The 19,682-nt window shown below is 58.5% G+C and carries 17 protein-coding genes; 15 read left to right on the top strand and 2 right to left on the bottom strand.

The features are described 5' to 3' along the window. The 14 genes from GRX76_RS03770 to GRX76_RS03705 all read left to right on the top strand — a co-directional run bounded on the left by GRX76_RS03770 (nucleotide 1) and on the right by GRX76_RS03705 (nucleotide 17,026). Nucleotides 1-2,574 carry a LamG domain-containing protein gene (locus GRX76_RS03770; protein WP_160152090.1) on the top strand — a complete coding sequence of 858 codons (2,574 nt, stop codon included), beginning with the start codon at nucleotides 1-3 and terminating at the stop codon, nucleotides 2,572-2,574. Nucleotides 2,575-2,606: 32 nt separating this feature from the next. After that, nucleotides 2,607-4,178, top strand: coding sequence for a general secretion pathway protein GspF (locus GRX76_RS03765; RefSeq protein WP_160152089.1), 1,572 nt, complete (start codon nucleotides 2,607-2,609; stop codon nucleotides 4,176-4,178). Between the two features lie 41 nt (nucleotides 4,179-4,219). Beyond that, nucleotides 4,220-5,269, top strand: a complete 1,050-nt coding sequence (locus GRX76_RS03760) for an FAD:protein FMN transferase (protein WP_160152088.1) — start codon at nucleotides 4,220-4,222, stop codon at nucleotides 5,267-5,269. Between the two features lie 166 nt (nucleotides 5,270-5,435). Further along, entirely contained in the window at nucleotides 5,436-5,903 is a 468-nt protein-coding gene (locus tag GRX76_RS03755) for an AraC family transcriptional regulator (RefSeq protein ID WP_236250537.1), read from the top strand. Beyond that, complete coding sequence (locus GRX76_RS03750) at nucleotides 5,875-8,061, top strand: hypothetical protein (RefSeq protein WP_236250536.1); 2,187 nt, start codon at nucleotides 5,875-5,877, stop codon at nucleotides 8,059-8,061. Before GRX76_RS03755 ends, GRX76_RS03750 begins: the two co-directional genes overlap by 29 nt. After that, a complete protein-coding gene (locus tag GRX76_RS03745; RefSeq protein ID WP_160152086.1) occupies nucleotides 8,058-11,009 on the top strand; it encodes a tetratricopeptide repeat protein in 2,952 nt (983 codons plus the stop codon). The genes GRX76_RS03750 and GRX76_RS03745 overlap by 4 nt, the downstream gene beginning before the upstream one ends. Next, nucleotides 10,996-11,649 carry a tetratricopeptide repeat protein gene (locus GRX76_RS03740; RefSeq protein WP_160152085.1) on the top strand — a complete coding sequence of 218 codons (654 nt, stop codon included), beginning with the start codon at nucleotides 10,996-10,998 and terminating at the stop codon, nucleotides 11,647-11,649. The genes GRX76_RS03745 and GRX76_RS03740 overlap by 14 nt, the downstream gene beginning before the upstream one ends. A gap of 3 nt (nucleotides 11,650-11,652) precedes the next feature. Next, nucleotides 11,653-11,922 (top strand): hypothetical protein, encoded by a 270-nt coding sequence (locus GRX76_RS03735; RefSeq protein ID WP_160152084.1) that lies wholly within the window; start codon nucleotides 11,653-11,655, stop codon nucleotides 11,920-11,922. A gap of 74 nt (nucleotides 11,923-11,996) precedes the next feature. Beyond that, nucleotides 11,997-12,683 (top strand): MotA/TolQ/ExbB proton channel family protein, encoded by a 687-nt coding sequence (locus GRX76_RS03730; protein WP_160152083.1) that lies wholly within the window; start codon nucleotides 11,997-11,999, stop codon nucleotides 12,681-12,683. Between the two features lie 62 nt (nucleotides 12,684-12,745). Then, nucleotides 12,746-13,285: a biopolymer transporter ExbD gene (locus GRX76_RS03725; RefSeq protein WP_160152082.1), complete on the top strand. Its 540-nt coding sequence runs from the start codon at nucleotides 12,746-12,748 to the stop codon at nucleotides 13,283-13,285. Continuing rightward, nucleotides 13,282-13,803 carry a biopolymer transporter ExbD gene (locus tag GRX76_RS03720; protein ID WP_160152081.1) on the top strand — a complete coding sequence of 174 codons (522 nt, stop codon included), beginning with the start codon at nucleotides 13,282-13,284 and terminating at the stop codon, nucleotides 13,801-13,803. Before GRX76_RS03725 ends, GRX76_RS03720 begins: the two co-directional genes overlap by 4 nt. A 16-nt stretch (nucleotides 13,804-13,819) precedes the next feature. Further along, on the top strand, nucleotides 13,820-14,836 hold the full coding sequence (locus GRX76_RS03715; protein WP_160152080.1) for an AgmX/PglI C-terminal domain-containing protein: 1,017 nt from the start codon (nucleotides 13,820-13,822) through the stop codon (nucleotides 14,834-14,836). A 324-nt stretch (nucleotides 14,837-15,160) separates the two neighbouring features. Beyond that, a complete protein-coding gene (locus tag GRX76_RS03710) occupies nucleotides 15,161-15,958 on the top strand; it encodes a LuxR C-terminal-related transcriptional regulator (RefSeq protein WP_160152079.1) in 798 nt (265 codons plus the stop codon). Nucleotides 15,959-16,231: 273 nt separating this feature from the next. Next, the gene (locus GRX76_RS03705) at nucleotides 16,232-17,026 is read left to right on the top strand and encodes a LuxR C-terminal-related transcriptional regulator (protein WP_160152078.1); all 795 of its coding nucleotides are present in this window, start codon (nucleotides 16,232-16,234) and stop codon (nucleotides 17,024-17,026) included. A gap of 385 nt (nucleotides 17,027-17,411) precedes the next feature. Here the strand turns inward: GRX76_RS03705 and GRX76_RS03700 are convergent, their stop codons facing one another. Further along, entirely contained in the window at nucleotides 17,412-17,801 is a 390-nt protein-coding gene (locus tag GRX76_RS03700; protein ID WP_201276898.1) for a DUF2237 family protein, read from the bottom strand. Between the two features lie 2 nt (nucleotides 17,802-17,803). Then, nucleotides 17,804-18,451 carry a DUF2939 domain-containing protein gene (locus GRX76_RS03695; protein ID WP_160152077.1) on the bottom strand — a complete coding sequence of 216 codons (648 nt, stop codon included), beginning with the start codon at nucleotides 18,449-18,451 and terminating at the stop codon, nucleotides 17,804-17,806. Nucleotides 18,452-18,798: 347 nt separating this feature from the next. Between GRX76_RS03695 and GRX76_RS03690 the strand changes: the two genes are divergently transcribed. Next, the gene (locus GRX76_RS03690) at nucleotides 18,799-19,548 is read left to right on the top strand and encodes a hypothetical protein (RefSeq protein WP_160152076.1); all 750 of its coding nucleotides are present in this window, start codon (nucleotides 18,799-18,801) and stop codon (nucleotides 19,546-19,548) included. Nucleotides 19,549-19,682 lie beyond the last annotated feature (134 nt).

Genomic DNA, 19,682 nt, shown 5'->3' with positions numbered 1-19,682 from the left:
ATGCACAACGATACCGCACAATTCCAGCTCAGCTTCAGCACCCTGTTTGCGCGCCCGCAACTGCGTAAGTCCGTGCTGCGCCGCACTGCGCTACTCTCCTGCGTGTTTGCATCAGCGCTGCTGGTCGCCTGCTCCGGCGGCAGCGGCCAGGCCACGGAAGAGTTGCCCAATACCAATCCCGACAGCGGCGACACCAGCTATTCCGGCCCGGCACCGGAAAGCGAAGATGTGCAGAATTACAAACGCTATATCTGGGACAACCTGGCAGCGGAAAACCGCTGCGGCAGCTGCCATATCGAGGGTAACCAGAGCCCGCGCTTTGTACGCGGCGACGATGTCAACCTGGCCCACGGCGAAGGTCGCGAACTGGTCAACCTCGGCAGCCCGGAAGATTCCCGCCTGGTCACCAAGGTGGCCAGCGGCCACAACTGCTGGCTCGCCAGCCCCGATGCCTGTGCGGAAATCATCACCAATTACATTGAGGAGTGGGCGTCCGCTGCCGGCTCTGTGGCCAGCAGCATTACCCTGACCGCGCCGACCGAGCGCGAAGTCGGTGCGAGCAAAAGCTTCCCCGCGTCCAGTGCGAACTTTGCAACGACCGTCTACCCATTGCTGGAAGAGTACTGCTCCGGTTGTCACAGCGAGGATGCCGGTACCGCACAGCAGCCGTATATTGCCAGCGCCGACGTCGACCAGGCCTACGAGGCCTCCAAGGCGCGCATGGACCTGGACAGCCCGGAAAAATCCCGGCTCGTGGTCCGCCTCGGTACCGACTTCCACAATTGCTGGAGCAACTGCAGCGAGAACGCCGATACCATGGCCGCGGCCATCAAGAATTTCGTCGACGGTATCGCGGTCACCGAAGTGGACCCCAACTGGGTGATCAGTAAAGCGCTCTACCTCACCGATGGCATCGTCGCCAGTGGTGGCGGCCGTATCGAGAACAATGCCATCGCGCTTTACGAGTTCAAATCCGGCAGCGGCACCGTGGCTTACGACACCTCCGGGGTTAACCCGGCGATCAATCTCAATCTGTCTGGCGATGTGGAGTGGCTCGGTTCCTGGGGCATTCAGCTGAACGGCGGCAAGGCCCAGGGCGCCACCGCCACCAGCAAACGTCTGTTCGATACCCTGAGCGGCACCGGCGAATACACCATCGAGGCCTGGGTAGCCCCGGCCAATGTGGTGCAGGAAGGTCCGGCGCGGATCGTGAGCTACTCCGGTGGCAACGACATCCGCAACTTCACCCTTGGCCAGGCGATGTACAACTACACCTTCCAGAACCGCAACGATGCCAGTACCGACGCCAATGGTATGCCCGCGCTAATCACCGAGGACATGGCCGAGCGGGCCCAGGCCACCCTGCAGCATGTGGTCGCCACCTTCGATCCGATCAACGGCCGCCGCCTCTACGTCAACGGCGAATTCACCGGCGACGCGGATCCGGTTGCCCCAGGCCTGCTCTCCACCTGGGACGATACCTTTGCGCTGGTGCTGGGCTCCGAGGCCTCCAACGATTTTGCCTGGCAGGGCTCTATCCGCCTGCTGGCGATCCACTCCCGCGCCCTGAACCAGGACGATATCCTCACCAACTTTGAAGCCGGCGTCGGCGAGAAATACATGCTGCTGTTCAAGGTGGAAGAGCAGACCGACGTACCCCAGGGTTACGTCATGTTCGAAGTGCAGCAGTACGACAACCACGGTTACCTGTTCAGCGAACCCAAGTTCATCACCCTGGAAGACGGCGTAACTCCCGACGGTGTAGTGATCCAGGGCATGCGTATCGGCATTAACGGCCGCGAGGCCGTGGTCGGCCAGGCTTGGGCAAATCTCGATACCACCGTGACGGCCACCGATTACGACCCGGCCAGCGGCCAGAAACTTTCCCCACTCGGCACCATCATCACGCTGGAAAAAGGTCCCACTTCCGACGAGTTCTTCCTGACCTTTGAACGCCTGGGTAACGAGGAATTTGTGCGCATCGAAGCCACCCCCGCGGCACCGGCTACGCCGGCAGACCTCGCCCCGCAACCGCGCATCGGCATCCGCCGTTTTGAACAGATTCACGCAGCGCTGTCTGCGGCCACCGGCATCTCCAGTGCCAATAGCGCCGTTGTCGAGACCTGGGAAAAGGTGAAACAGCAACTGCCTGTCGAAGCGGACGTGCGCGGCTTCCTCGCCGCACAGCAGATGGGTATTACCCAGCTGGCGGTGAAGTACTGCAGCACCCTGGTGGACGACACCAGCGCCCGTGCCAGCTACTTCCCCGGCTTTGATTTCTCCGCCGCAGCCAGCAGTGCGTTTGACACTGACGCCAAACGCGCGCAGATCATCGATCCGCTGCTGGAAAAACTGCTCGGGCGTCCGATTGCCTGGCCTGCGGCAGTTGGCGGCCACACCGCACAACTGGCCACGGCGCCGGATGAGAGCGCGGTGCGTGCGGAACTGGATGAATTGATCAACATCATGACGACCTGCAGTAGCGGCACTGCTTGCGACGCCGCCCGCACCGCGACCACCGTGAAAGCCACCTGTGCGGCTGCCATGGGCAGCGCGATGATTCTGATTCACTGATAACCGGCGCTACCGCACCGGGGAAATAGAACATGAGCAAGAAAAAACATTTCGAACTGGATCAGCCGCTGCGCCACCCGGACCACCACCGCCCGGTGAGCCGACGGGACTTCCTCGGCCAGGGTTTCCGCGCCGGTATGGCCACCGTTCTCGGTGGCTCTGTCTTCAGCCTGTTTGCCAACCCCCAGTTGGCCCGGGCCGAATTGTCATCGGACCTGGAAGCCATGCGCGCACTCTGTGGCGTGAGTAAAAACGGTGCTGGAAAAATTCCGTTTATCTGCTTCGACCTGGCGGGGGGCGCCAACATTGCCGGCTCCAATGTGCTCGTCGGTAAGCAGGGCGGACAGCTCGACTTTCTCAGCACCGCTGGCTACAACAAACAGGGACTGCCCGGGGACATGCTGCCGTCACTGACCGATGCCGCCGGTAATTCCTTCGTCAACACCGACCTTGGTCTCGCCTTCCACAGCGACAGCCAGATGCTGCGCGGTATCTTGGAAAAAGTCGCCGCCGGTACCGCCGCCTCCATCAACGGTGCGGTGATTCCCGCGCGCTCGGAAAACGACACCGGCAACAATCCGCACAACCCCATGTACGGTATCAACCGCGCCGGCGCCAACGGCTCACTGTTGGCACTGATTGGCTCCCAGACCAGCGAATCCGGCGGCAACTCCATGGCCCCCATGGATCTGATCAACCCGGAAGTGCGCCCCACCAAAATCGATCGTCCGTCCGATGTAACCGGCCTGGTCGACGTGGGTGACCTGGTGGGACTGCTGAGCCAGGAGGATACCGTTGCGGTAATGGAATCCATGTACCGCATCTCCAGCGCCAAGCTCGGCAAGGTCAACACCCGGGTCAGCAACGACGCGGTGATCAAAGACCTGGTGAAGTGCGGCTATATGAAAAGCGCGGACCTTGCCGACCGTTTCGGCAACCCCAGCGCGCTGGATCCGGCGCTGGATCCGGACATTGTCGGGGCCTCCGGTATTTTCTCCACCGAAGAATTTCTCAACGACCGCGAGTTTCAGAAAGCCGCCTCCACCATGAAACTGGTGGTCAACGGTTACGCCGGTGCCGGCACCATCACCATGGGTGGCTATGACTACCACACTGGCGACCGCGCCACCGGCGAGCTGCGCGATCTGCGCGCGGGCCGCTGTATTGGCGCCTGTCTGGAGTACGCCGCCAAAGTGGGCCAACCGCTGATGGTGTACGTGTTCAGCGACGGCTCCGTCTTCAGCAACGGCATGGTGGATGATTCCATCAATGGTCGCGGCAAGGGCGTCTGGACCGGCGACAACCAGCAGACCGCCGCCTCCTACTTCCTGGTTTACAATCCCGCGGGTCGTCCGGCACTGCTGGGTGGCACTGCGGACCAGCAGGCCCGCCACCAGCAACTGGGTTACATGCGCGCATCCGGTGATGTGGAAACCGCAGGCAGTCCGGCGGCCAACAACGTCAACCAGTTGGTACAGACGGTGGTACTGAATTACATGGCGCTGCACGGTGAGCAGGGGAATTTTGCCAGCCTGTTCCCCAACCATGGATTGGGTAATGCAAGCCTTATGGACAGCCTCACGGCGTTTGCTCCGATCCAGTAACCACCGCTCCAGCAACAAGCGCAGCAATAAAAGATCTAACGATGTACCTCGCTCGCCCTTTTTTTCCTTTTGTACTGTCTCTCCTCGGCCTGCTTAGCGCAGGCCTGGCACAGGCGGAACCGGAACAGGAAACCGGCTCCGACCACTGGCACTACGACAAGCAGGCCATTATGGGCACCGAGGTGCACCTGCAGTTCTGGATGGAAGACGCGGATAAGGCGGCGGAAATCAATCGCGCCGTTATGGATGAATTTCGCCGCATCGACAATCACTTTTCCCCCTACAAAAAAACCAGCGAGCTGTCGGAGCTCAATCGCATTGTCTCCGAGGGTGAAAAAAGGGTGGCCATTTCCCAGGAAATGCAGGACATCATCCAGAAATCGCTGTTTTACAGTGAAAAAACCGGCGGTGCCTTTGACATCACCTATGCCACCCTCGGCAGCCTGTACGACTTCCGCAAAGGCGAAAAGGCAGACCAGCAAACTACAGACTCCCTGCTGCCCGCGATCGATTACCGGCACCTGAAACTGGATCGGCAATACCGCATTCTCGAAGTCAGCGACAAACGCACCAAAATAGACCTCGGCGGTATCGCCAAAGGTTACTCGGTGGATCGCGCTGTCGCCATTCTGCAACACTACGGGATTGAAAATGCCAGCGTCAGCGCCGGTGGCGACGCCCGTCTGCTGGGTGACAAACGCGGTAAGCCCTGGCTGATCGGCATTCGCCACCCGCGGGACAAAAGTAAAAATGCAGCGGTGATACCGCTGGAAAACACCGCCATTTCCACCTCCGGGGATTACGAGCGCTTTTTTATCGATGACGACGCACACCGGGTACACCACATTTTCAACCCGGCCACCGGCAAGCCCGCGGATACCGATGCCAGCGGTGAACCATCTGACGAAGACAAGCTGATCAGTGTCAGCGTCATAGGTCCACAGGGCTTCGATACCGATCCCCTGTCCACCAGTGTCTTCGTACTCGGCAAGAAAAAAGGACTGGCATTGATTGAAGAGATGCGCGGCTTTGAAGCCATCGTCATTGACGCCAACCACCGGATGTTTTTCAGTAGTGGGCTGCAACCCTAATTGCCAACTGGATCACACCGGAAACGCGGAGCCCTGACATAATCACGGGGCATATTTTGTACTTTAAAACTATTAACATTCAGGCTTTTCCATGCTTTCCCTGCGCCGCCTTTTGAAATCATTCCGCCCCCTGCTGGCCCTGGCCGCCGTTTCAGCGGCCGCAACTGTGTCAGCGCAGAGCGATGACTTTCCCGGTAAGGATCTGGAAGACCTGAAGCAGGACGTTCTCAAACTGAACCGCGATCTGCTGGTACTGGAAGAAGACCTGCTGTTTCCGGCCCAGAGCCAGGTAGCCGTCTATGTCTCCATGGATGTGGGTCATTTTTTCGACCTGGACACCGTGAAGCTGCACATCGACAACAAACTGGTAGAAACACACCTCTACACCGAGCACCAGAAAAAGGCCTTGGTCCGCGGCGGCATCCAGCCGCTGTTCAAGGGCAACCTCAAATCCGGTGAGCATACGATTACCGCTTTGTTCACCGGTACCGGTCCAGAGCAGCGCGCATTCAAGCGTGCTGCGGCACTCACACTGAAAAAAACCGACGAACCCGCGGTAATCGAGCTGCGCATTTCCGACTCCAGTGGCAAACAGCAGCCGGAGTTTGAAGTGGTGCAGTGGCCAGCGCCCTGAACGGCCGGCCACCATGCAGATTGCTGCCGTGTTGAAGCCAAGCGCCCTCGCCCTGTCCATTACCCTGCCCATTGCCCTGGCCACGTTTTGTGCCAGCACCTCTCTGTGGGCCAGCGACAATGCACAGTCACTGGCACAGGCCAGGCAACAGGACCAGGCATCGCAACAGATGCAACCGGGTCAAAAATTCCAGCAGGCCCAGGACATGCGTTATGGCGCCGCGCTGTATCACTATTTTCAGGGCAATACCTTTGATGCCCTGAGCACCCTGATGGTGTCTGATCTCCGTGGCGGCATTGCCCATCACGCCGACAATGCCGACTTGATTCGCGGCGGCATCAGCCTCGCCTTCGGTCTCGAGCGCCAGGCTGCCGAACTGTTTGAACAGCAACTGCAGAAAGCGGCCGACGAAGACAACCAGCAGCGTATTGCGCGCTTTCGGGAAATCGCCTGGCTGAAACTGGCAACACTCAACTATCGCCATCAGAACTGGGACACCGCAGCGCTACAGCTGCAGAAGTCGGGCGCTATTCACCAGTCCAGCCTCACCCTGAACCTCGCCATCCGCAGTGGTGATCTCGAGCAGGCGCAACAGCTGCTGGCGATGTCAGATTTGCCGCTGGCGGAACAGGTGCTTGGCCACAGCAACCTGGCAGCGGCCTATGCGAGACAACAACAGCTGCCCACAGCGGCCGAGGAATACCGCCGCGCCGCCGCGCTGGTGGAACAGAATCCCGACGCTGACGACGAGCTGCACATTCTGCGCGACAAGGCCCGCATTGGCGCCGGTTACGCACTCGCATTGAACAATGACTACCCGGCGGCGGCGGCGGAGTTTCGCAGCGTCCGCCTCGATACGCCCTGGTCCGCCGACGCCCTGCTCGGTCTCGGCTGGGCATCGGTCAACAGTGGTTCGCATCAGCAGGCCGTTGATGCCCTGGGGTACCTGATCCAGCAGAACCCCCTCTCGCCCCAGGTACAGGAAGCGCTACTGGCACTGCCCTACAGCTACGAAGAACTGAAGCGCCCGAAGCTGGCGCTGCAGTCCTACCAGCACGCCGAACAGCAATATCAGCAGGCATTGCAGGATCTCGATGCCCTGCAGCAGGCCTCCGCAGAGCTGCCGTTTCCCCCGCCGCAAGACCACAGCACCCTGAATCTGCAGCGCTACGGCTGGCTGGAAGATGCGGAGACGCCGACACTGATCCGCGACAACCAGCGCTACCTGTTGCAGATGATGCAAAGCGACCGCCTGCAATTACAGCTGTCGGAGCTGCGCGACCTGCAGCAACTCACCCGGGTGCTGACCCGCTGGCAACAGCGGCTGCCGGAATTTCACAACCTGATCGACGAGCGCGAACAGCGCCGCGTTGGCATTATTCAGCAACACGACAGCGCGCAGTACGACCAGCAAGTACAGATTGCCGAGCAGCAGCTGGCAAAATTGCAGCAGTCCCTGCGGCGTATCGAGGCCGATGAAGACGGCCTTGCCATGCTCGCCAGCGTCGGTGGTGAAACCGCGGAATATCTGGAAATGCTGCGCGCAGCCGAGGCCCGCTACCAGCGGCTCAGCGCCGCCGGCAAAACCAGCAAGTACCAACAGCAGACCCTGGCGCGTGCCCGCGGCATTCTGCAGTGGCAGTCGGCGGATCAGTACCATGCAAACCTGTGGCAGCAGCGCAAAGCCGTCACGGCGCTGGAACAGGAACTCACAGAAGCCGCGCGGCGACAACGCAAGGTGGCAAGAATTTCTGCGAAGGCACCGCAGCTGAATCTGCTTACCGGTAGCGTGGATGACGCGGGCCTGCGCCTTGCGGAACAACAGCGTGCCGTTGATCGCGCAACCAGATTGATTGAAGGCCAGATCCGCCGCGACCTGATCGAGGCACTCACCAGTGCCAAACAGCGCGTGCAGCAGTATATGGCCCACACCCGCCTGGCAATTGCGCGGATGCAGGATGCCAGCATGCAGGGACTCTACAAGGCACCATCCCCTTCTCCCGCACCTGCACCTGCACCTGCAGATCAGGTTCCTGCAGATGCAGTGCCGACAGACGAGATGTCAGTAGAGAAGAAGCTGGTAGAAAACCCGCAAACAGGTCCCGGTACGCTCGAACAGCCGGCAAGCCCGACCAATGACACAGAGGCGGAGTTGTGAAGCCCGTTTTTTCCCGTCGCCAGCCACCGCAACTTGTAAGCGCACGCAAAAGATTACTGGCCCTGGCCATTTGCACCGGCGCCCTGATCAGCGGTTGCGCCAGTCAGTTCGACCCGGGCACCACCCTCGCCGACCTGCCTGCCGCCAGCCTGCCGCCGGTGGAGCCAGACGTGCAGATGCCAGCGGTCGAATTGCCGGCGCTGATCGCAAGCTATGAACGCGCCCTCGCCGCCAACAGCGACCCGAAAACCCGCCGCCAGATTCAGCTGCGTCTCGCGGATCTGGAAATGGAGCGCACCGAGCAGCTGCAGGAAGACAACCCGGAAATGGCCGTGGCCTACACCGAAGCGGTGCGCCACTATGAGGCGCTGCTGCAGACCTCGGCCGACGACGATTATCTCGCTTACCGGTTGGCCCGCGCACGCGCCCTCGATGGCAATAGCAGCGGTTCTCTGGCGGCACTGGAAAACATTGTCGACACCGCGCCGGAATCGCCCTTTATTGCCGAGGCCCTGTTCCGCCGCGGCGAGGCAGCGTTTGGGCAGAAAAAATACCGCGCGGCAGAGCGCGATTTCGCCGCGGTACTCGCTGAGGGTGACACTCCCTTTGCACAGAATGCCCGTTACATGCTGGGCTGGAGCCGCTTCAAGGACGCGCGCTACCGCGAGGCCAGTGACACCTTCCTGGTGCTGATGGATGAGCTGCTGGCAGAACAGCAGCCAGAAAAGCGTGCCCTCGATCAACTGGAAAAAGGTGAGCGCCGGCTGGCGGACGATACCCTGCGCGTGCTGGCACTGGGCTTCAACTATCTCGGCGGTGCCGAGGTCATCGAGTCTTTCAATCCCCAGTCGCCTACCGGCGCATCCACCGGCCGCAGCTACCAGCACCAGTTGTATCGTGCACTGGGGGACTGGTACGCAGAAAGTGAACGTTATCGTGACGGCGCCCAGACGTTCCTGACCTATGTCGAGCGCAATCCACAACACGGCCAGGCCCCGGCCATGCACGTGCGCGCGGTGGAGATCCTGCAGCAGGGCAACTTCCCCAGCGAAGTGCTGCCGGCAAAGAGAGATTTTGTCACACGCTACGGTATTCGCAGCCTTTACTGGCAGAATGCCGACGACAGTCTGCGCGACAGCTTGCGCACGCAACTCAAACCCTGGCTGGAAGAACTGGCGCGCTTCGATCACGCCCGCGGCCAGGCGCTGGCGAAAGAAGCGGCTACCGAGCGCAGCGGGCGAAAAAACCGCTCGCGCAACGACGTCAAGGTGATTGCCAAAGCCCAGCAGGAATCCCGGGCCGCTTTCCTCACCGCGGCCGCCCTGTACGGCGAATTTACCCAGACCTTCCCCGACGACGAAAAAACACCTCAGCTTACCTTCCTGATGGCAGAGTGTTTCAACGAGGCTGGGCACTACGCCCGCGCCTTTGACGCTTATACCCGTGTCGCCTGGGATCTGCCCGTAACCGGCGCAGCCAGTGCCCAGGCCACTGAGGCGGGATACGCGGCCATCCTGATGGCCGGGAAAATGCACCAGCAGGAGAAGAACCCGGAACAGGCCACCCTGTGGTTGGATCGCAAAACCGAAACCAGCCTGCGTTTCGCCGACAGCTGGCCCATGGACCGCCGCGCGCTGGCGGTTCAGCTGGATGCTGCACACAACCTGTTTGAACAGTACCGCCACGCCGAAACCATTGCCGCTACCGAAAAGGCGGCGGCCTGGCAGCCGCCCCCCGATGCCAAACAGCGCCGCACCATCATGATGCTGCTGGGGCACAGTTACTTCGAAATCGACAATTTCTCCGCGGCGGAAAATGCCTATACCCAGCTGCTCGCAGGTATGGCGTCCACCGACCCGGAATATCTCAATACCCGCGACCGCCTGCAGTCGTCCATCTACAAACAGGCCGAAATCATACTGCGGCAGGTGCACCTGACCACCAGCGACATGGAATTTGTCGCGCCCACGGAAGACGCCATAGCGCTGCTGCTGCGGGTGCGCGAGAGCGGTCGCTCCAGTATCGCAGCCACCGCCCAGTACGATGCCATCACCCAGTTGGTGCGCTTGCAGCGCTGGCCGCAGGCGCGCACCGAGCTGGCGGATTTCCGCCAGTATTACCCCGACCACAAACTCACTCCGTCCCTCGCCGCCAAGGCGGTCGCCATATACCAGGGCCTGGAAATGCCTGGGGCGGCGGCAGAAGAATTGATGGCACTGGCCAATAGCGATAGCGACCCGGCGGTGCGCCGCGACTCCCTGTACCTGGCCGCAGAGCAGTTCGAGCAATCCAACAACCCGGCAAAAGCCATCGAGGCCTATCGCCAGTATGCGCGCCAGTGGCAGGCACCCGCGGTACAGAACCTGGAAGCCCAGCGCAAACTGGTGTCCCTGTATGAAAGCGCCGGGAACCAGCGCGAGCGCAACCTGTGGCTGCAAAGCCTCGCGGGCAACAAGGTTTCCGAGCCCCGCGGCCGCTATCTGGCCGCCTTTGCCCAGACCGAGCTGGCCGGACAGAGTTACGCCCGCTTCCAGCGCCTGGCGCTGACCCTGCCACTGAAGCAAAGCCTGAAAAACAAAAAACAGGCGATGGAAGCCACCGTGGCCGACCACAAAAAAATACTGGCTTTCGGGATTGCCGAATTCACTACCGCAGCCAACTTCCGCCTCGCGGAAGTCTACCGCCAGCTGAGCCGTGCACTGATGGACTCCCAGCGCCCCAACGGGCTCAGCCCACTGGAACTGGAACAGTACGAAATCCTGCTGGAAGAACAGGCCTACCCGTTTGAGGAAAAAGCCATCGAGCTGCACGAAGCCAATGTCAAACGCACCGCCGACGGTGTCTATGACGACTGGGTGAAGAACAGCTTCTCCTCCCTGGAAAGCCTGCTGCCAGCGCGCTACCGCAAACCGGAATCCACTGTGGAGTGGAGCGATGCTGCATACTGATATGAAAAACCTCAAACACCTCGGACTGGTCGCGGCACTCTCGGTATTGCTCGCCGCCTGTTCCAGCAATCCGGAAACCCCGCAGGTATCCGACATACCCGCAGCGGTTGTGGATGAAAGCGGCCAACGGATCGTTTCCCCAAACCCCTATTTAGCGGAAAAAGCGAGCGTGCCGGATGCCGCGCAACAGGCGCTGTTGCGCGCACGACAGTATTTCGAAGCCCAGCAATTCAGCGCGGCGGAGACCGAACTGCAACAGCTTGTGGCACAATGGCCGGCACTTTCCGGTGCCTGGTTGAACCTGGCCAAGGTGCAACTGAAGCTGAAACAACCGGAACAGGCGGAGGCAAGCCTCAAGCAGGCAGTCGCCGCCAATGAAAATAATGTGTTTGCCTGGAACTCACTCGGCGTTTTACTGCGTGACCAGGGTCGATTTGACGAGGCGCGCACTGCGTATGAAAGTGCCTTGGCGCGCTGGCCAGACTTTGCAACAGGCCACCGCAACCTGGGTATTCTGTTTGACCTGTACCTGCACCAACCGGATCGCGCTTTGCAGCACTACCGCGAAGCCAAGGCATTGGAAACCGAAGAAGACCGGGTACTTGCGGGCTGGATTGTGGATCTGGAGCGGAGGCTGTAACTGATGAAACAATGGTTAGCAGTGTTACTGCTCCCGCTGTCCTTTTTTGCCAGTGCCCAGGAGGAAGGCGGTGAAGTGATCACCCTGGAATCCACCATCATCGGCAGCCAGGAACAACCCAAGGTGCTGTACATCATTCCCTGGAAACAGGCCAACAGCCTCGAGAAAATTGAAAGCACCTTACCCAATGCCATCAACCACAGCTTCCAGCATCAGGAATACTCGGAATTGCAGAGGGAAATAAAGCTTTTGCAGCCCGAAAAAAGTGAATAAGAAACCATTCACGAATAAATCACGAATCATCAAATTTTAAAATCATAAAATCTTTAAGTCCCGGAGATTTGACCATGGAATTCATCAACACACTGCTGCGATTCTTCCAGAACGGCGGCGCCTTTATGTATCCCATTGCCCTGGTGCTCGTTATTGGCATAGTGCTGGTGGTGGAGCGCTGGGTATTCCTGTCGCGGGCCAAAATCGCCAACCGTCGCGCCTATGGCCAGATACTGCCAATGATGCAGCAACGCAACTTTGCTGCCGCCCTCAAATTTTCCCAGAACGAAAAGGCCCCCATGGGCCAACTGGTGGCTGCCGGCATTTCCACCGCGCAGCACGCGCGCAAGGATGAAAATATCGCAATGGCCATCGAAGAAAGCATTCTCGAAGCCGTGCCACGCCTGGAAAAGCGCACCAACTACCTGGCCACCCTCGCCAACATCGCCACCCTGCTGGGCCTGCTCGGTACCATCATCGGCCTGATCGCCGCGTTTACCGCCGTGGCCAATGCGGATCCATCAGAAAAAGCCAGCATGCTGTCTTCCAGTATTTCCGTGGCCATGAACACCACCGCATTCGGCCTGATTTCCGCGATCCCGCTGCTGCTGGCTTACTCCATGTTGCAGAACAAAACCAATGAAATCATCGACAGCCTGGAAATGGCCGGCGTGAAGTTTCTTAACCTGATTACCCTGACCCGCGGTCAGAAAGCGGATGCGACCGCTCGCCCCGCGACCAAAGCCGGCACCCCGGCCTGAGCGTGGACCGCGCGTCTTCAACGCGACACCGCAATCGTTAAGAAACCGAACAAGAGAGAGCCATGGCTATCCGACGCAGGCTGGAAACCGATCCGGATCTGGACATCACCTCATTTATGAGCCTGATGACCGTACTGGTGCCGGTACTACTTCTGAATATGGTGTTTTCCCATATCTCCGTGCTGAACCTGAATCTGCCCGGATTGAGTGACGCCAGTACCCAGGAAGAAAAAGAAAACCGGCAACTGGAATTGGTGCTGCGCGCCAGCCACATCGACATCAACTATCCGGCGGGGATTCGCGTGAAACGAATTCAGCACCGGGACGGCAAGCCGGATTTCAAGCTGGTGTCGGATGTATTGCAGGAAGTGAAGCGCAGCCTACGGGAAAAAGATATCGACAAAAAAGACCTGGTTATTCTCTCTGAGCCGGGCACCCCTTACCGCACCCTGGTGAGCGCCATGGATACCGCGCGCTCCTTCCGCACGGTAGTGGCGGCCTCGGTGGTGGATGCGGAATTGTTCCCGCAGATTTCCCTCGGCGATGCCCCGCTTCAGGGTGGGCAGGCGCAACAAGAACAGCGAGCAGGCAACGGCATATGAAAGCGACGATCGGCGGCAAGCTGAAAGGACGCAAGCAGCGCAGGCACAAGCAGACCAAGCTCAACCTGGTTTCACTGATGGATATTTTCACCATTCTGGTGTTCTTCCTGCTGGTGAACTCCTCGGACGTAGAAGTATTACAGGCAGACAAAACCATCACCCTGCCGGAATCCACTTCCACACAAAAGCCAGAAACCACTACGGTGGTACGAGTGAACGGTGACCAGTTGATGGTGGGTAACCGCGTGGTCGCCAGGGTGGGCGAAATCCCCCAGAGCCACGAACAGATCAAACCGCTGCTGGACGAGTTGAAATACCTCGCCAGCCGCGCGGAGCCCTTGCCGGAAGACAAGCAAGCGGTCGGCCGCCCCATCACTATTCTGGGGGATGAAGAAGTGCCCTACGCACTGCTGAAGCAGATCATGAACACCTGCGCTGCGGCGGACTACCGGGATATCGACCTCGCGGTAACCCAAACCGCAGCCCAGGATCCCGCCGCACCTGCGGCCGGCAGCTGAACGGAGGCCGTATACGATGAGTCATGCAGCCACCGCCGGCAGACCGGCACTGATGCCCTGGCACTATTACAACTCCATACTGCCCTGGGCCTCGACGGAAGAAGAGGACCAGCGCTTTAACAAATTTCTCAAGGTGGGTTTCGCCGCCTTTGTAGTGGTTGGGGCCCTGTTTACGTTTATTCCGGCAGCGGAGCTTACCCGGGAACAAAAAGAGCAGTTACCGCCGCAACTGGCACGGGTGATTCTGGAGAAAAAAGAATTGCCAAAGCCGGTAGAAAAACCCAAGCCAAAACCGGTTGAAAAGAAAAAAGAAAAACCCAAAGAGGTCAAACAGGAAAAGCCCAAGCCAATCGAAAAACCAAAGCCGGAGCCGATAAAAACCGTCAAGCCCAAACCCCTGACGGAAAAGGCACCCGCCGCGGAAGTGGCCAAGGCGCGGGAGAAGGCCGCCAACAGCGGCCTGATGCAGCTGCAGGACGAGCTGATGGATATGCGCGATAGCCTCGATGTATCCGAGGTAGCCAATGCCAACAGCCTGGCCAGCGGCGCCGCGACCGCACAGAAGATCGATCGCTCGCTGATCAGTGACAAATCCAAGGCCTCCAGCGGCGGTATCAACACTGGGCAGCTGAGCCGCAATACCGGCGGTTCCGCCCTGTCCGGTCGCGAGACGACTAAGGTGCAAGTGGCCGAGGCCACAGCCGCGGCAAAATCCAGCGGCAAAGAGGCGCGCCGCGAGCGGGGCACTCGTGGTGAAGAGTCCATTCGCCAGATTATGGAGGCCAACAAGGGCGCCATTTTTGCCATCTACAACCGCGCCCTGCGCCGGGATCCTACCCTGGCCGGCAAGGTAACGGTAAAACTGGTGATCGAGGCCAACGGCACCATCTCCGGTATTAGCCTGGTGAGCAGTGAGCTTGGCGACGAGGACCTGGAGCGCAAGCTGCTGGCGCGGATCCGCCTGATCAACTTCGGTGCGGCCAATGTGGAGAAATCGACCCTGAATTATTCCATCGACTTCCTGCCCTCGTGAGAGAGTAGCGTCTCTCGCGTTCCCCCAAGGCGTCAGCGCCCGCTGACGCCTGCTAGTCAACACCGACACCCGGTAGCGCTAGAGGTAGTACTCCTGCCGAGCCCGCCGGGGATCCAACAGCCCCGGACTTTCCTGTCTTTCCTCTAGCAGTTAGAGCAATTTCTTCGCGCTTAACAGATTCCGTTTGCGTATCCTCCCGCAGTTCTGGTACAAAAGTCTCACAAATAAAGTGACGACGATCACAAAATACGCACACCTCAGGCGACACGTCGGTTAATCCAGTCGCATCAGGGTGCTTGGGGCGATATCAAGGGATCTGTACTGGTGACCAGGGAAATTCTCGACAACAAACCGCAAACCAACTTGTTGACCGATGTCTGGGATCAGCGCAAAGAAACCTTTGCCAACGCAAAGGCAGAGCCCTCAGAGTTCCGGGCGGACGAGTTGATGGGAGCCATGTTCCGCAATGGCCCGGGTTATCACTATATATTCGACCTTTATGACTTGAGTCTGGTACACATCAGCCCCAAGGTTGCGGAAATCCATGACCTGGATCCGGAGACCGTCACCTTCCAGGATATCCTCAACCAGGTGCACCCGGATGACATGCCGTTTGTCGCCCGCGCGGAGGAAGCCGCAATCCGGATGTTTCAGGATGAAATTGGCATCGACAAGGTTAAGGACTACAAGATCTCCTACTGTTTTCGCTTTCGCGTCAAAAGCGGACAGTACCGCCTGTTCAGCCATCAAGCCGTCGTTCTCTCTACCGACAACCAGGGCGCTATCAGCAAGGCGCTAAATATACATACGGATATTTCACACCTGGTCAGCGAAAATAATTACCAGTTGTCGCTGATCGGAATGAATGGCCATCCCTCCTATCTCAATATTGATGTGGAAGGCCCGCATTCATCGGCACAGTCCAACAACCCCAAATTCAGCGAGCGGGAAATTTCGGTGATTCGCCTGATCGCCAAGGGACTGACCAGTGCGGAAATCGGTCGTCGCCTGACGCTCTCGGAATACACCATCAAGAATCATCGCAAGCGGATCTTAAAAAAGAGCGACTGCCAGAATATGAGCCAGCTGTTGAGCAGCGGCATGCTGGACGGTTTATTGTGAAAAGCCCGTGATTTCGGCATGACTGATTGCACCTTCTTCTGCATGACCGACTGCCATTAGTGAACCAACTGACAAAAATACCTTTTTATGACTCACAATCTTCGAGTCGTCTACAAATACTGCGTACCGAATTTAAAGTTATCTGTGCCAAATAGCCCTTTTTTGCTATAAATGTCACCTCAAATCTGTGCTACGCATCAACATTTTTGACGCAGAAGGCAGCTTTGCCAAAGTCACAGGCAGACCAACAATAAAACGAAGCGGGCAGTCACCATGGAAACGATGGATCTGCAACCGGAACAGAGTCTGATTCACCGCGCCTGGTGTAATGTTCCAAGTTTTTTTGCCTCCCGGGAAGTCGCGCAGCAGCGGCAAAAGCTGGATCAGTTTATTGCCTCTGTATTCAGTTCCGGTGCCTGTTACTACTACGTCCTGGACTTTTTCAGGCTCGGCGAGCCAATGCTGGTTAGCCCCTCGGTAGAAACCATTCTCGGCCTTGATCCCCAGGCCACCACTATTCAGTCGATCATCGAAAGAGGGCACCCGGACGACCTGCCGTTCGCTTCCAGTGCCGAAGAAACCGCGCTTTACATCCTCAGAAACCAGATCGGTATGGATCGGGCCAAAAATTACAAGATTTCCTATAGCGGGCGTCTTCGTGTGGCCGATGGTAGCTACCGGCTATTCAATCACCAGGCACTGATTCTGGATACCGACGACGAATTTGGCGTGGCCCGGGTTCTGGGTATCCACACCGACATCACCCACCTCACAAAAAAAAGTAATTACAAGTTATCGCTGTTAAACATGCTGGGTGGAGAAAGCTTTTTAAATATTGATGTGTTTGCGGACAAGCAGAGCATCATGGCGTCGCCGCCGCCGTTTACCGCACGGGAAATGGATGTAATCACGCTGCTGGCAGAAGGTAAGACCAGCGCTGTCATCGCGGACGCGCTGAACATATCGACCAACACGGTAAAAAATCACCGGAAAAATATTTTGCAGAAAGCCGACTGCAAGACCACCGGACAGCTGATGTCCAAATGTATCAGTGAAGGATTGATCTGATATTAGCTACTAGTAGCCACTACAGAACCACCGCGGTAAATTTGGTCGCGAACTGCATCACCCTTTTTCCAAGATGATTCGAAAGGGCTATTGCCTGAGCGGCGGAGTGAGCGCATCCTAACTCCTGAGCACACCGGTTTCAGATATTTATTGTTTGACCGGTTTGGAAAGGACACCGCGCTCACCAACATTTTCTCATCCTGTGAGTTGGTATTAGCCGCAAGGCTGGCTCTGAGTAAGCCGGGATCGCTTGCTACAGAGCTTTTTTATTTTGTACATCGTTTCGGGTCTTTTATCCCGTTCAGTCCGGCCACCCCGGGCTGGTCTCTCCTTTCAAAACCCCGGTTAAAATCCCCATTCAAATTCGCTGTTCGATTTCACCGGTTTAATTCAGGTCCGCCGCATAGCGACGCAGAATTTCCAGGGGCACGATTTCCAGAGCTTTCATATGTGTGCGCTGTAAATAAACGCGCGGTGCCATATCGGCTTTCTCGGCCTCAAGCCAACGCGCCGCGCACAGACACCAGCGGTCTCCCGGGTTCAAGCCGGGGAAACCGAATTCTTCCACCGGGGTACTGAGGTCATTGCCGCGCTCCCGGGAAAAGGTCAAAAAATCCTTCGTGACCTCCACACACACCGTGTGAGAGCCCAGGTCCTGATCGTTGGTGTTGCAGCAACCGTCACGGAAGAATCCGGTCAACGGGTCGGTGCTGCAGGGTATCAGCGGATCGCCGAATACATTGACTGATTCGTGCATTTCCAGTGCCATGGCCATATTTATTCTCCCCCGGATTGTTCATTGATCAGGCTGATATCCACCAGCCGCCAGCGCAGTCCGTCGCGACGCAACTGTAATTGCACGCGCCTGCGCTCCGCCTCGGAACCACAGGTGACTTCCACCGTATTCACACTGCTAAAGGCCCAGCTTTGCAGCTGCCAGCGCCGGTTGCGTTCATTGCGCTCGGCTGACTCCGGACTTTGCGCACTATCCGCAGGCTGCTTGCCGCTCGGCGCCGGTGAACCCGAATGCGGTTGCTCACGCGGAGTTTGCGCCCTGCCACCCAACGCCGACTCCAGATTGCGTTCCAGTTGCCGCCAGTCACGCCGCCCCTGAATCAGGTCGGAGATACCTTGCGGGCTGACCAGCCTTTCCACCAGCGGCTTGAGAATCAAATCGGAACCCGCTGTGAAGAGCCCGTCCAGTTCCGGCGGCAGGTTCGCCCCCATGGACCCGCGCATTTCCTCGCGCAGGTCCTGCAGAATATTGCTGCGCAGCGTGGGAAAGTCCACATAGCGTTCCAGTGTGGCTACATCTTCACTCTGTGCTGCCGCAATCAGTTGCCGGGCGGAATACCAGGGCAACGCCGCGTAAACAACCCCCAGCAATATCACCAGCAAGCTGCCGCGAGCCAACCATTTTCCCATTTCTATACCTCGTTCATTCCTGATCGCTACCCGGCTGTGGTCGACCAACAGATCCCGGGCCTGGCGCAGGATAGCCACGAAATAGTCGCGAAATAGCCGCCGGACAGTTGTTGTTCAAGTAGCGGTCACCATGGAGCGCAATAGTATCCTCGCAAGGCCCCCAATTACAGGCGCTTACACCACCGGGGATATGGCGCCAAAGGGGCTAATACCTGTGTTATCGTTGCAGACCCTGTTACTGATGCCCGCGTCCTGCCAAGCGGGTACAGGAACTTCGGCTGGTGACGTCACCGCGACCCACCGCCAGTAAAAAAAGACAAAAAACGTTCGAGCAAGGAATTTCGACCATGAGTGATATTTATAACGCGCCCCAGGCTGAGCTGGCGGCGGATGAAGTCAGCAGTGCCAACATGGGTTCCATTCCCAAGGCACTGGCGGGGGACTACCAGGTTAACGTCGGCGACACTATCAGCGAAGCCTGGGCGCGCACCAAGGGTAACAAGGGCACCGTATGGCTGGGCGTCCTGCTGTACCTGGTGGCTTATATCGGTATTTCGGTGGTCGCCACCATGATTACCGGCCAGTCCATCACCGACCCCGATGCCAACCAAGGCGTCGGTGCCATCCTCTCCAACCTGATTATTGTGGCTGCCAGCGCACCGCTGGGTGCCGGCATGATGATGATCGGGGTCAAGATCGCCCGCGACGAACAGGTTTCCGGCACCGAGGTGTTTGCGCACTTCGACAAAATCCTGCCGCTGGCAGTGTGCATGATCCTGACTTATCTGCTGGTTACCCTGGGCTTCATCCTGCTGGTGCTGCCAGGTATTTACCTGATGGTGGGTTACTGCATGTCGATTCCGCTGATCGTGGACAAGAACATGGGCCCCTGGCAGGCACTGGAAACCTCCCGTAAAGCCGTTACCAAACATTGGTTCCCGGTATTCGGTTTCCTGATTGTGATGCTGCTGTTGTACGTGGCCGGCTTCCTGGCACTGCTGATCGGTCTGATCTGGGCAATCCCCACCCTGGCCATTGCCTACGGCGTGCTCTACCGCAACATGTTCGGCGGTGCCGAGTCCAATCCGGAAGTCTGAACAGACAACCCGTGATCGCCGTCAGCTCTTTCGGGCAACAGGGTTTCCGCACTGGCATATTGCCAGGGGGAAACCCGACCCCGGATTGCACTGACGGCGCTTCGCGGCTCCAGTGACTCGACCGCTTAACTGCA

Origin of the sequence: Microbulbifer sp. ALW1 (genome assembly GCF_009903625.1) — a bacterium.
Lineage (GTDB): Bacteria > Pseudomonadota > Gammaproteobacteria > Pseudomonadales > Cellvibrionaceae > Microbulbifer.
This window is presented reverse-complemented; position numbering and strand designations above follow the sequence as displayed.

Coding starts and splice junctions, on each gene's coding strand:
- GRX76_RS03720 (WP_160152081.1), top strand. CDS start 13,282: ATGAAAGCGACGATCGGCGGCAAGCTGAAAGGACGCAAGCAGCGCAGG.
- GRX76_RS03760 (WP_160152088.1), top strand. CDS start 4,220: ATGTACCTCGCTCGCCCTTTTTTTCCTTTTGTACTGTCTCTCCTCGGC.
- GRX76_RS03700 (WP_201276898.1), bottom strand. CDS start 17,801: ATGGCCATGGCACTGGAAATGCACGAATCAGTCAATGTATTCGGCGAT.
- GRX76_RS03695 (WP_160152077.1), bottom strand. CDS start 18,451: ATGGGAAAATGGTTGGCTCGCGGCAGCTTGCTGGTGATATTGCTGGGG.
- GRX76_RS03770 (WP_160152090.1), top strand. CDS start 1: ATGCACAACGATACCGCACAATTCCAGCTCAGCTTCAGCACCCTGTTT.
- GRX76_RS03705 (WP_160152078.1), top strand. CDS start 16,232: ATGGAAACGATGGATCTGCAACCGGAACAGAGTCTGATTCACCGCGCC.
- GRX76_RS03690 (WP_160152076.1), top strand. CDS start 18,799: ATGAGTGATATTTATAACGCGCCCCAGGCTGAGCTGGCGGCGGATGAA.
- GRX76_RS03725 (WP_160152082.1), top strand. CDS start 12,746: ATGGCTATCCGACGCAGGCTGGAAACCGATCCGGATCTGGACATCACC.
- GRX76_RS03740 (WP_160152085.1), top strand. CDS start 10,996: ATGCTGCATACTGATATGAAAAACCTCAAACACCTCGGACTGGTCGCG.
- GRX76_RS03730 (WP_160152083.1), top strand. CDS start 11,997: ATGGAATTCATCAACACACTGCTGCGATTCTTCCAGAACGGCGGCGCC.
- GRX76_RS03735 (WP_160152084.1), top strand. CDS start 11,653: ATGAAACAATGGTTAGCAGTGTTACTGCTCCCGCTGTCCTTTTTTGCC.
- GRX76_RS03715 (WP_160152080.1), top strand. CDS start 13,820: ATGAGTCATGCAGCCACCGCCGGCAGACCGGCACTGATGCCCTGGCAC.
- GRX76_RS03765 (WP_160152089.1), top strand. CDS start 2,607: ATGAGCAAGAAAAAACATTTCGAACTGGATCAGCCGCTGCGCCACCCG.